Source organism: Ethanoligenens sp. (genome assembly GCF_047718355.1).
Lineage (GTDB): Bacteria > Bacillota > Clostridia > Oscillospirales > Ethanoligenentaceae > Ethanoligenens.
The window spans coordinates 1-12,338 of record NZ_JBDNLG010000091.1; the positions used below are offsets into that span (position 1 = coordinate 1).

Genomic DNA, 12,338 nt, shown 5'->3' on the forward strand with positions numbered 1-12,338 from the left:
TCATATTATTTTAGAGTAGTCAAGAGTAATTTGATACTTTATTTTGAGGAGCTCATAGGACTACAATAGATGTTGGACAGCGAAGGGGTGGTTAGAAAGGAAAAAGTGCGGAAACGAACCGCATCGGTTAACATGGAGTTATCACACAACTATTGGGATCGAAAGGAGACCTATTTGCGCATGAATAGCATAACACAAGAGATGAGGTAATTCCTTATCCGCTATGCCGAGAAATACGGAGTCAGCCGAACCAGCCGCAAATACAATCGCAGTCGTTCATTTATCTATTTCTGGAAAGCACGGTATGGTGGCATCACAGGATAATTACTTGCAGACCGCTCCAAACGCCCGCACAGCCATCTAAAACAGCACATGGAGATGTGCTTGGCCCAATCCGTCTCTTCTGCCGATTTTCTTCGTAAAATCGTCGTGTGGTTCAAGCACCGGGGCGTAACTGCCGAGCGTGTGCAGATCGATAATGGCTCTGAGTTTACCAACTGATTTACCTGAAAAAGGAAACATCCCCACTTTTTTTAAAATACTGCCCATCAGTTGGGCATCCGCCATAAGCTCATGCGACCGGACACTCCAAGGCACAACGGCAAGGTGGAATGTCGAACATGTTTGACAAACCTACACCGTGTAAAAATATCGGCAGACAGCGTTATTGGCACGTATCACGTGCGAGACTTATCGCTGTTGGTAATTAAGGTAATAACATCATCATATAGCACATCCATGCTGGTGGAAAGGCGTTTGTTAAAGTGATAATTTCCAAAAATCCAGTGCGCATACTGGCATTTTTCACGGATGTGATCGAGATATACGTGGAATGCGTTCAGTTCACGCGCATCGGTCACGAGTAGCCTGCGCATACTCGACGGCGCCTCATACGTAAAAATATAATCTACCCGCCAGTCGTTGGCAACCAGATTTTCAATGCCGATGCGCATTTCATCCGTACTTGGCATTTCCTGCGGCCACCATCCGGTACCGGGCTCGCGCATATCGCGGTCATCGCTTTCGCCGCCGCCAAAAACGAATACCTTCTTGCCGTCTATCGTATAGACCTGCCCCCGCATCAAATGTATCAGATTACCACTAATGACCTGCACGTCGCCGCCGTTCCATTGCTCCACGGGATAGGCTCCGAGCAGATCGAAATTTTCATGTGCGCCGTCGACAAACAGGATGGGGTGCTTGGACTTGCCCAGTTTTTCAAGCGCCTTTTTTTCCTCCGGGCTATCGTCCCAGATCATGCCGAAATCGCCGCACACCAGTACGTAATCACTTTTTTTCACCCGGCCGAACGGGCGGCTTTCAAAATCACGCAGATCCGCGTGAATATCCCCGGTAACATAAAGCATATCGGATTCCCTCTTAACAGTATGTATACATTCATGTCGGAGCAAAGAACCCCTTAACCCGCTCCGCCGCGAATCTATTTATGGCAGGATATAATTAAGCTGCCCGACCTGTCGGCCCCCTTTAAAGAACACCCGCGGCACCCGTTTGCCGATCAGGCAGGCAGTTTCGTAATTGATTGTCCCCATGTGCGCGGCAATCTCCTCCATCGGGATTGCCTGTGTACCGTCGCACCCGATGACCGTCACTTCATCGCCGCTCTCGGCCTCCGGGATATCGGTGATATCTGCCATGCACTGGTCCATGCAGACCCGGCCAACAATGCGCGCGCGTTTGCCCCGGATAAGCACATCCGCTTTGCCCGAAAGGCTGCGCGGATAACCGTCCGCATACCCAATAGGCAGCGTGCCCAACCGACGCTCCGACGGTGTGCGGTAGGTCATGCCATAACTGACCGGTGTGTCGGCAGCCAGCATCTTGGTCTGAAACAGCGTTGTTTTGAGTGACATTGCCGGATACAGCTGAATCGGCAGCGGCATACCAACCGCCGGCGTCAGCCCGTAGAGAATAATGCCGGGGCGTACCATATCAAGCTGCATGTCGGGGTAATTGAGCAGCCCCGCGCTATTGCAGCAGTGGCGCAGTGCAAAATGCACCCCTTTCTCTTCAAGCAGTTCAATGGCGTGGATGAAACGGCTGAACTGCAATGCAGTGAACGGGTTTCCCGGTTCATCCGAAACCGCGAAATGCGTAAACACCCCACCAATCCGCAGACCCGGCAGTTTTGCTGCCCCGCAGGCATCGTGCAAAAGCGCGGATGTATCCGCCTCGCCATGATACAAAAAACCAATGCGGGACATGCCGGTGTCCAGCTTCAAATGTACATCCACCGTGCCGCCGGCTTGCACGGCCGCCGTGCTGAGCTGTTGAGCATAATCCAAGCTGAACAGTGTCTGTGTAATCTGCTTGGCGATCAGCTCGGCCGCAAACTCCGGAGGCGTGTATCCAAGAATCAGAATCGGTTTTTGGATGCCCGAAAGGCGAAGTTGTTCGGCTTCCTCTATATTAGAAACGGCAAACCAGTCCGCACCCGCCTCATCAAAGGTCTTCGCTGCAAAAGAAGCGCCATGTCCATAACCGTCGGCCTTGACAACAGTCATGATCTTGCTCCGGGGGTTTACATAAGCCCGGATGGCACGGTAATTTTTTTCTATCTTATCTAAATCGACTTCCGCCCAGGTTCGTTTTAAAAAGTCTGACATGCAGTTCCTCCGGTTTTGCCGTAAAAACGGCTGGCATTCATTACGTCCATTGGACGTATACTTAATTATAATCGCTGGGACGCAAAAAGCAACTGCTTTCACAGAATTCACACAGAAGCGGCGGTGCAGCCTTTTCGTTTCTACAATCCGCGCACGACCGCTTTGGCCCGCAGTGGACAAGCCAGCCAATTCATAGTATACTCGTGTTGTGCAAAAATGCAGGTTGAACAATGTTTGCTGCATAAGATGAAACGTATTTCCGGAAAAGGTCCTATCAGCTGTTCTCATAGGCGTTTTAGAGGAGTATGCGGATGAGAAATCGTCACTAGGAAGGGGCCTCTCGCCCCTTCCTGTGTTTACTCGGGTTTCTGCGACCAAAGATTGCATGACCCTTTTCCAGATTCCTTTTGCAACTGCCCGGTAGTAAAATGTATGCGGAGGAAGAAATTATGCCGCTTCTTCATTTTGACCCGATTACCATGCTCCCGTATCTTTTTATACTCCTGCTAGCAGTTCTGTTAATATGGAGGGCATTATCCGAAATATTTAAAAAGACTGTCAGAACCAGAGCCAAAGTATTGGAAAAATACGATACCAGTTATACAACGGTTGGCACGATGGGATTGGCGAAGACGGTTACTGATTATGTTGTTGTTTTTGATGTGGCAGGTAGGACTAAAAAATTCACGGTTTCAATATGGTTATACGAGTCGATCAAAAAAGGTGACGAGGGGATGCTGCAATTTAAAGGGGACGTATTAATCAGGTTTCAATCACACTCTTAATGGTTGTTGTATTTGCGGCTGGTATGGCTGACTTCGTATTTCTCAGCATAGCAGATAAGGGATTGCTTATACTTCATCTCTTGTGCGATGCTGTTCATGCGCAAACAGGTCTCCTTTCGGTATCAATGGTTGTGTGGTAACTCCATTTTAACCGATGCGGCTCGTTTCCGCATTTTTTCTTTTTGGCCACCCTTTCGCTGTCCAACATGTATTGTAGTCCTGCACGCTGTCTGCCGATATTTTTTTACAGACCCTTGACAACCGCCTCTACTATTGCTATGATAAAAATAAGATGAATTTTGATTCAGAAAGACTGTGAAGGGAATAAGACCTTTGCCGAGCCCTACAGAGAGTCCGCGGGTGGTGTGAGCGGACGGACTGGCGAAGGTGGATAGCTCATCCCGGAGTCGCCGCCCCGATGAAGGGCGGACGCATGGCGTGCGTTATCGTGCCGGACCTTGCTGGAGGTCTGCAAAGGGTGGCATATGCCGCCGAATCAGGGTGGTACCGCGTGGAATTTTTCCCCGCCCCTGCATGGGGGACGGGGATTTTTTGCGCCCATTTTGACATGATAAAACAAGGAGGAACTTGCAGGATGAAACCATCTTATCAGAAGTATATCCCATTCCCGGGGGTGCCCATTGCCAACCGCATCTGGCCCACACGCACCATCACACATGCCCCCACCTGGTGCAGCGTGGATCTGCGCGACGGCAACCAGGCATTGGTGCAGCCCATGAACCTTACGGAAAAGTTGGAGATGTTTCACCTGCTGGTTGACGTAGGGTTTAAGGAAATTGAGGTCGGCTTCCCATCCGCATCGGAAACAGAATACGAAATCATACGCACACTCATAGAAGACGGCCACATTCCGGACGACGTGACCATTCAGGTGCTGGTGCAGGCACGTGAGCACCTCATTCGCAAAACTTTTGAAGCGATTCGCGGCGCCAAAAACGTCATCATTCACATTTACAACTCCACATCTACGCTTCAGCGTAAGGTCGTGTTTAAAAAAGACATGGCCGGTATCATCGACATCGCCGTGCGGGGTGCGGAGCTGGTCCACGAATTGACGGCGGAAGCTGATCCGGGAATGCACATCCGCTATGAGTATTCTCCCGAAAGCTTTTCCAGTACGGAACCGGAAAACGCCGTGGCTATCTGCACACGGGTGATGGAAGCACTGCACGCCACACCTGAAAACAAGATCATTCTCAATCTGCCTAACACGGTGGAATGTTGTACCCCGAACGGGTACGCCGATGAGATCGAATATTTTATCAGTCACCTGCCGCATCGGGAGAATGCTATCATCAGCCTGCATCCGCACAATGACCGCGGCACCGGCGCTGCGGCGGCGGAACTCGGCTTGATGGCGGGTGCGGAACGTGTGGAAGGTTCTCTGTTTGGCAATGGCGAACGCACCGGCAATCTTGATATTGTCACGCTGGCCCTGAACATGTTCACGCAGGGTGTGGATCCGCGGCTGGATTTTAGCGATATTCGGGCGGTGCGCACGGTGTACGAGAAATGCACCAAAATGGATGTACATCCACGTCACCCCTATGCGGGAGATTTGGTGTTCACCGCATTTTCAGGTTCCCATCAGGATGCCATCAACAAAGGCGAAGCTTACATGCGGGAAACAGGTTCCGATTATTGGGAGGTGCCCTATCTCCCGATTGATCCCGCTGATGTGGGGCGCGCATATGAACCGATCATCCGCATTAACAGCCAATCCGGCAAGGGTGGTGCGGCGTTCGTCATGCAGTCGGTCTACGGGTACGAACTACCAAAACCGATGCATCCGGATTTTGGAGAAATCATTCAGCAGGCGTGTGATGAGACCGGTGCCGAGCTGCTGCCTCAAGCGGTATTTGACTTGTTCAATCAGCATTATGTCAACGTGAGTGCCCCGTATGCATTAAAAAAATACCGGTTTGCGCATTCCGAGGAAGAGAACGCGGCACGTGTACGCTTTGAGGGCGTCCTGAATCATGCGGGACGCGAGCTGAAGCTTGACGCGGTAGGAAACGGAGCAATCGACGCCTTTTTCAAGGCGGTGGAAAAAGCAGGGATAACCGGGTATACATTTTTGTCGTACAGCGAGCAGGCAGTGGCGAAAGGCTCTGATTCCGAAGCAGTCAGTTACATTGCGCTGCGCGCGCCGGACGGAAGCACCGTTTTCGGCGTGGGGCGTGATTCAGACATCACTGTCGCATCTATCCGGGGTATTTTGTCCGCTATCAACCGCGTGGCCGCGGGTGATTCCTTTTCCCGGAAGGACCTCGCCTGAGCGTAAAAGAAGACTGTGCCCGCCCTTTGACATTTAGCACAATACAGGGTAGAATAACGGTATTGCTTATTGCGAGATGTTTTGGAGTGATAAAATGTCAAGGATTCGGTTTCAGTCCAAGTTAAACGGCCGGCGGATGCTCACCGGTAACTGGATGCGCGCAATTATTATCACATTTTTGCTTTTGCTGCTGCTCGGCGGTGTTACGCTGTTGGAACAGAGCGTCCGAAAAGTTGTAAATGTGCCGGAGACCGTTGGCAGCGGTGTGGATACTTTTGTCAATACGTCTCCAGTTTCTATGCTGATATCCGGTATATTTGTTGTGGTACTTTTTCTGTTTACCGCTCCGCTGAAAAACGGACAGGCGGAATGGTATTGGAAGCTGGTAGACCGAAAAGAAACGCCCATCGGCGATGTTTTTGGATGGTATGGGTCGTTCAGACTGTATGGGAAAAGTATTCTGCTGGGGCTTCATATCCTTTGGCGGATGGTGCTATGGGCGATTCCCGTTTATGCTGCTCCCGGTGCCCTGTTGACCATATATGCGCTTTTGCTGGGTGGAGCAGACACCTTGTTGGCTAATCTTCTGCTCGTATTGGGGCTGGTTTTGTTCGTATTTGCGTCGCTTGTGATTGTGGCAGTTTCTCTTCGATATTTTCCCGCACGGTATTTGCTGGTGGAAGACAGCAAACGCACGGCAAACGACTGCGTGCGCACGGCGGCGCGTTATTCCAAAGGGTTCCGCTGGGAGATCATCAAGTTTCAGCTTTCTTTTTTACTCTGGTGGCTTCTCTGCTATCTCATTTTCCCCGCCTTTTATGTTATGCCGTACTATAATGCGTCATCCGCTGTGTTTGCCCGCCATATTATTTTTACGCAGCGTGCCAAAGAACGGCAGCACAGCCCGGCGCAATCTGCCGACACACCGTCCGCGCCGTCTGAACCGTGAGCGGGACAGAATTTTTTGTGAGTATGATAACGGGAAGCCCGGCAAACGGCCTGATGAGCTGTTTACCGGGCTTCTCTTTGCTGCGGGTTTAGATGTGACGAATTGCACATGTGCTATATGGTGGAAATGCGATAGTCTCACAGCAGGTCGTCGTATATAGTTCCCTCTATATTTTTCTAATTTTCTCTATGTTCGTCATAAGGATACACACCAGGGCTGTATGCTATTCGTTTAAGCGGAGATGACAATTTTGGAGCCAATCTGCAAGACGGGAAGCGGTTGATTTTCCAAATAGATCGTGCCCGGCAGTTCCGCGTGCTTATCTCCCGTAAACGCGAACGTGACATGGCCGAGGTTCCCTAAGTTCTTATTGACCAAATCGCCCACGGCTGTGATTCTATACGTTTGACCGTCAATGGTTGCATTTTGGTTTGGCGCAATGTTTCCGTTGATCGAATTGACGTCAATCACATAGCAATAGTCGCGAAGCGTGTCGGGCGCTTGTGGACCGAAAAGGATAAACATTTGTTCGTCTTGAAAGCTGTTTACTTCCGATCCCATGGCGGTCACGATAGTTTCATATACAGTACTCATAATGTTGCGCGCTTAGTATAATGCAAGCGCTTCCCCCATTCTATCAATAAGATTTACAGTCGTTTACTTAGCAGCGTACAAACCGAAGCTGGCGACCCATGCAAGCAGTACACGTGGCGCACCGGTCAAGAACCGTGAATACAGGACTGCGGGTACACCGATCTCCACCGTAGATTCCTCCGCTTCGGAAAGACCAAGAGCCACTGGGATGAAATCGCATCCATCCTGCACATCAATCGCAAACAGCGCGGGAAGTGCCAACTGCGGCGGGATAGTCCCTTTGCCAATCTGCACACCGATCAGGGTGCCAATGATCTGGCCAATGACGGCGCCGGGCCCCAGCAATGGGGAAAGAAATGGCAGTGAGCAGATAAAGCCCAAAAGCACCAAGCCCCAGACATTCCCGGCCAAACCGGTCATGATTTTGGCAAACCAGTTACCAAAACCGGAAGCGTTCACAATACCGATCAGCATGGCGACGAAGGCCATGAACGGGATGATGGTGTGGAGCATCGTGTTAACGGCATCGCGACCTGCCTGATACAGCACGTTCACAACTTTACCAACACCCACGCCAATTGACGTCATCCAGTTTCTATTGGGGGAATCCTTCATGGTTTCCGAAATTTTCTTATCGCTTGAGTACTTGTATTTTCTCTCTGGATTGGCAGGGGAGACGGGTGCTTCCTTGGACACTGCGGGAGAAGCGGAGGCTTCCTGTACCGCACTGTCTTCTTCCAGCAGGGAGACCTGTTCCGGCCCCACATCCGATACATAAATATCTTCCGTAATGAATTTCGCCAGTGGTCCGCTTTTTCCAACAGGCATTACATTGACCGTCGGAATTTTTTTCTGTGGGTAGATGCCGCAACGCAGGGTTCCGCCGCAGTCAATCACGATGACGGCAATTTCAGAGTCCTTGATGCCGGTCTTGAAGCCGTTGATGGATTCAAGTCCCAGAAGTTCTTCCAGTTTATCCACCACAGGAGGTTTCCTGCCCCCTGTAATATATGCAATTTTATTGCGTTCATCGGTTGGTTGGATGATGAGCGGGCCGCCGAAACCTGCACCGCCCTTAACAATTTTTACAGCACGATAGTTGCCCATGATCTTTATCCTCCCTTACACCTTACACTTCTGTTAACACGGTATTGGGAACACCTATTTTTCTACTCAGACGAATATGCTGTTGTTTTTCAACAAACCGTACGGTGAAGTCAGTGGCCCAGCCGCTAATCAGGTTCAAAACTAAGCCAACCAGGAAATAACGTACAGCCAAATCGGTCGTGCTGAGTCCAAGTGTTTTGATACCGTTTGCAATACCCAGATAGATGAAGAGTTCTCCGGGATTCACATGTGGGAAAAGACCCATATTGGTGTGGTTGAACTCCATGGCGGAAGCAACATAGCCGGGTTTATAGAACTCTGGGAAGAACCGCCCCAGCGTCAGGGAAGCCGGATTGCACAGCATGAAAACACCCACTACCGGCAGAACCATATACCTCAAAAACGGGGACTTCGCGCAAACTTTTGCAAAACTGTTGATTCTTTTTTCACCAATCAACGCAATCAGGGCGTTCATAGCGACTAACAAGATCAAAACCAGAGGTACAATCGTCTTTATCCACCCAATAAAAACGGTGGCGCCTGCCTGGAATAACGAGATAAACCCATTGGCAAATGCAACAATGATACTCATGATAATATTCCCCTTTCTTTTTAGGCCTTGCTTTTAGCAACTCTCTGTTTGAAAAACAAACCAATTTTTTGAAAAAAACTGGGTGACGGTGGAATCTGTCCACCGCTCATGATTGTATTATAATTGGAAACCGCATTGAGAATCGCCTTTTGCAGCAATTTGTTTTCAGTCTTGCAATCCTCTACGGTCAACGAAGCAATGGATTTGCCGTCGTATCTTTTGAGCTGTCTGCCGCGGGCAAATACGGTAACACCTTGAATTCTGCTCGCTGTCAGGATGACGCCCTCCGCATTGATTGCAAACAGCACCAAGGTGCCGGCAGAAATGATCCCGCGTTTCCTTCCAATGACCACCCGGCCCATTTTGCGCAGCCGGACGAACTCCCTCGTGTAATATCGCGTCTGAAAATAGGAAAGTACCGTCTGCAACAGAAAAGCACCTGCCAACACGAAAATAACCAACCAAGTCCCCAAAACAGCCACGCTCCCTTCCAGTGAGTACGCCGACAGGATTAAAACGAAAACAGATCCTGTTCTCTTTGGATAACGCCCAAGCATTCGTAATAACTTTTTACCTGAGACAGTTTTTCTATAACCTGAGGTGAACGGGAAATTCGTATAATTTCCTCATAAATACGGATAATCAGTGTATCAGATGTACCGCTGTTCTCTTGAATCCCCAAAAGAAAAACAATTTTGACTTCGCGCCCTTCGTGGTGCAATGGGTTCTGTAGCACGCCCAATGCCAAGACCGGCCCAACCGATCCTTTATTGGTGGTGTGCAAAAAAGCAACACCGTTTTCATAAACCATCGTGCCTTCTTTTTCACGTTTAGCGAGGCGATCTGGAAAATCCTCATCCAGCAGATCCTGATCTGTCAACACCTTCAGCATGACCTGAATGTTTTCCTGATATGACTTTTTCACATCCAACGTAAAAAAGCAGGCGGGCTGCAAAATGTTTAAAAGCAGTGAATTCAACTCCACATTAGGCGAACGCAGTTGGTCAAAATATTTAGCCCGTTCGATATCAACGGTGATTTCATGTTCACCGAAAACCGGATTGATCGAAATAATGGGTCTGTTTGAAATAGAAGACAGTCGTCTTGTGTCTTCGGTTGTGAAAATCAGGTCATATTTGGCAAGGTTCTCTCTGGTAGCCTCGAAATCCGGAAGCAGGTCGATGCTGGTATGTATGTTCAGCGCCTTTTTTAAATGAGCTGTTACCAATCGTGCAATCGCACGTCCGGCACCGCAAACAATGACCATGTTACAGTTTTCATTAAACTGCATTTTGTTCTCGAGGAAAAACACGTTGAAATACGCCGCAATGTAGGAGAGTTCGTCATCAGAAATGACAAATTGGTTTCGATAATACTTTTCGATCACCTGTCCCGCAATTTTAGCCATTAAGAATGACAATGGAGAATCCTGCTGAATCTCACTGATGATTGGGCTTTTTACCTGGCAGTTATACAACAGGCGGTTAATTAAAAAATCAATATGATATAGAAAATCAAGCGGAAACTCTTGCCACGAGATATTGAGATTTAGTTCTTTCTGGATTTGATCTGTGATTTGCCGCAAAAGAAGGTTGACGTCCTGCCGGACAGGAATCTGCGAGATTGCCTCGATATTTGTCGGCGTCTGCATTCCAATTATTGGAAGCGATAAAAAGATCTGTTCCGGAACCGGAAGGGACGTTTGCAGAAATTCCTCAATCGTTTTGACAATGGGCGGCATCAGAAGAAAGACAGCGGCTTTAGCGATATCTGCATATTGCGCAGGTAATTCTGTGATGGTGTTGCCCGCTTGCACACGGTCAATCAATACGGTCAGGAACCGATAAAATCGTTTTTTGTTGACCGCGTCCAGTCCGATACGTTCAATCCGTCTATGAAGATCCTCTGGCACATATTTCTCAAAACCCTCGGGATAGATCGTTTCATAAATATTCTCCACCACAAACAGCCGCATAAGGAATTCATTGTCTTTTAACCGGAGCCCGGAATTGGGTTTTCCGACAATTTCCGCATCATAAGGACGTAAGAGTTCCCGCGCATGTTTCAGATCCATATTCAAGGTGGAGCGGCTTACATTCATCTCCTCCGCCAAATCGTCAATCAAAAATGGCTTGCCGCTCTGCCACAACGTCTGAATGATACAGGCAACGCGCTGTGAGCTGGGGTCATAATTGCCGAGCCCGCATATTTGATCTGATAGGGTCTGAAACCGGTCACGATTGTAAACACAAAGCTGAAATGTACCATGTTCTCCTTGGAATTCCGCCGCGCCATGAAACAGGGTATTCATTATTTTTGTGTCATTGACGATTGTCTTAGAGCTGACCTTGAGCTTTTTGGCAAGCATACCGACGGAAAATGAGGCATGTTTAGTTGCATATTTAATAATGTCACCCTGTCGCTCACTTTTAAGCAGATAGGAATCTTCTTCCGTGTTTTGTGAAATGAACCTCTCCATATTTCCCCCATGCTTTGAATCGAATTTAGCCCCGGGACTTACCACCTGAAATGTTGATGCAGGTACCTGTGATGTACGACGCCCTTTCAGAAACAAGGAACGTTACCAGGTTTGCCACTTCTGAGAGTTTGCCCGGACGGCCAAGTGGAATGGATTTTGAGTAGTCTGAGTTTAGTTTGTCGGGAGTCGTGCCTCTTGTGTAGGCCAACGCGTTGTTATAGGCATCCGTCCGCAGCCCGGTCTTTTCAAGTATGCCCGGTGCGATCGCTACGACCCGGATGTTCTGGGGGCCAAGTTCTTTTGCCCAAGAGCGGGTAAACGCAATCGTCGCGCCCTTTGTTGCGGCATAGCAGCTTTGCCCGGCGGAACCCTCCTGCCCGGATTCGGAAGAAACATTGATAATTACACCGCCTCCTTGCTTAATCATTTGTTTGGCTGCTGCCTGTGCACACAAGAAAAGTCCCTTTTGATTGACACCAACCATCGCGCCAAAATCACGGTCGGAAAGCTCGTATTCCGGATGTGTGTGAAAAAGATCGACCAGCAGTCTTGGGAAGTTGATGCCTGCATTATTGACAATCCCATCTACCCGGCCGAATTTCTCCAGCGTCTTCGCAACCAGATTTTCAATGCTTTCTTTTTTGGTCACATCCGATTGGATGCAATACGCGCCGTCCTGATCGTCCCCATCCGTTACGGCCAAATCTGTTACCACAGTGTTTGCACCGCAACGGACGAGTTCTGCCGCAATAGCTTTGCCAATCCCGGAAGCTGCTCCGGTAACAATCACAGTTTTTCCAGACAGTTCAAGCCAATTTTCAGACATGATACATTTCCTCCTGCTAATTTGAATAAAATTATTATTCTTTTGCTGAAATTATTGTATCACATGCCCATCTCATAATT

12 protein-coding genes and 1 other annotated feature are annotated in these 12,338 nt (G+C 49.0%); of the genes, 3 read left to right on the forward strand and 9 right to left on the reverse strand.

Features of this window, described 5'->3' with window-relative positions:
• Nucleotides 1-360 precede the first annotated feature (360 nt).
• The 3 genes from ABF463_RS11915 to alr all read right to left on the reverse strand — a co-directional run bounded on the left by ABF463_RS11915 (nucleotide 361) and on the right by alr (nucleotide 2,627).
• Nucleotides 361-549: a hypothetical protein gene (locus tag ABF463_RS11915; RefSeq protein ID WP_415533863.1), complete on the reverse strand. Its 189-nt coding sequence runs from the start codon at nucleotides 547-549 to the stop codon at nucleotides 361-363.
• A gap of 128 nt (nucleotides 550-677) precedes the next feature.
• Nucleotides 678-1,367, reverse strand: coding sequence for a metallophosphoesterase family protein (locus ABF463_RS11920; protein ID WP_415533864.1), 690 nt, complete (start codon nucleotides 1,365-1,367; stop codon nucleotides 678-680).
• A 78-nt stretch (nucleotides 1,368-1,445) separates the two neighbouring features.
• Nucleotides 1,446-2,627 carry an alanine racemase gene (gene alr / locus ABF463_RS11925; protein WP_415533865.1) on the reverse strand — a complete coding sequence of 394 codons (1,182 nt, stop codon included), beginning with the start codon at nucleotides 2,625-2,627 and terminating at the stop codon, nucleotides 1,446-1,448.
• 449 nt (nucleotides 2,628-3,076) lie between these two features.
• Between alr and ABF463_RS11930 the strand changes: the two genes are divergently transcribed.
• From ABF463_RS11930 to ABF463_RS11940, 3 genes are all read left to right on the forward strand, one after another.
• Nucleotides 3,077-3,412, forward strand: coding sequence for a DUF2500 family protein (locus tag ABF463_RS11930; protein ID WP_415533866.1), 336 nt, complete (start codon nucleotides 3,077-3,079; stop codon nucleotides 3,410-3,412).
• Nucleotides 3,413-3,718: 306 nt separating this feature from the next.
• Nucleotides 3,719-3,947 (forward strand) — a binding site (T-box leader).
• Between the two features lie 60 nt (nucleotides 3,948-4,007).
• Complete coding sequence (gene leuA, locus ABF463_RS11935) at nucleotides 4,008-5,711, forward strand: 2-isopropylmalate synthase (protein ID WP_415533867.1); 1,704 nt, start codon at nucleotides 4,008-4,010, stop codon at nucleotides 5,709-5,711.
• A gap of 94 nt (nucleotides 5,712-5,805) precedes the next feature.
• Nucleotides 5,806-6,660, forward strand: coding sequence for a DUF975 family protein (locus ABF463_RS11940; protein WP_415533868.1), 855 nt, complete (start codon nucleotides 5,806-5,808; stop codon nucleotides 6,658-6,660).
• Nucleotides 6,661-6,891: 231 nt separating this feature from the next.
• Here ABF463_RS11940 and ABF463_RS11945 read toward each other — a convergent pair whose 3' ends face one another.
• The 6 genes from ABF463_RS11945 to ABF463_RS11970 form a co-directional block, all read right to left on the reverse strand.
• Entirely contained in the window at nucleotides 6,892-7,254 is a 363-nt protein-coding gene (locus ABF463_RS11945; RefSeq protein WP_415533869.1) for a PTS glucitol/sorbitol transporter subunit IIA, read from the reverse strand.
• Nucleotides 7,255-7,317: 63 nt separating this feature from the next.
• Nucleotides 7,318-8,361, reverse strand: coding sequence for a PTS glucitol/sorbitol transporter subunit IIB (locus ABF463_RS11950; protein ID WP_415533870.1), 1,044 nt, complete (start codon nucleotides 8,359-8,361; stop codon nucleotides 7,318-7,320).
• Nucleotides 8,362-8,383: 22 nt separating this feature from the next.
• Nucleotides 8,384-8,953, reverse strand: coding sequence for a PTS glucitol/sorbitol transporter subunit IIC (locus ABF463_RS11955; RefSeq protein WP_415533871.1), 570 nt, complete (start codon nucleotides 8,951-8,953; stop codon nucleotides 8,384-8,386).
• Between the two features lie 20 nt (nucleotides 8,954-8,973).
• Entirely contained in the window at nucleotides 8,974-9,426 is a 453-nt protein-coding gene (locus tag ABF463_RS11960; RefSeq protein WP_415533872.1) for a transcriptional regulator GutM, read from the reverse strand.
• 38 nt (nucleotides 9,427-9,464) lie between these two features.
• Nucleotides 9,465-11,432, reverse strand: a complete 1,968-nt coding sequence (locus tag ABF463_RS11965) for a BglG family transcription antiterminator (RefSeq protein WP_415533873.1) — start codon at nucleotides 11,430-11,432, stop codon at nucleotides 9,465-9,467.
• A gap of 25 nt (nucleotides 11,433-11,457) precedes the next feature.
• Nucleotides 11,458-12,258, reverse strand: coding sequence for an SDR family oxidoreductase (locus ABF463_RS11970; protein ID WP_415533874.1), 801 nt, complete (start codon nucleotides 12,256-12,258; stop codon nucleotides 11,458-11,460).
• Nucleotides 12,259-12,338: the final 80 nt, after the last annotated feature.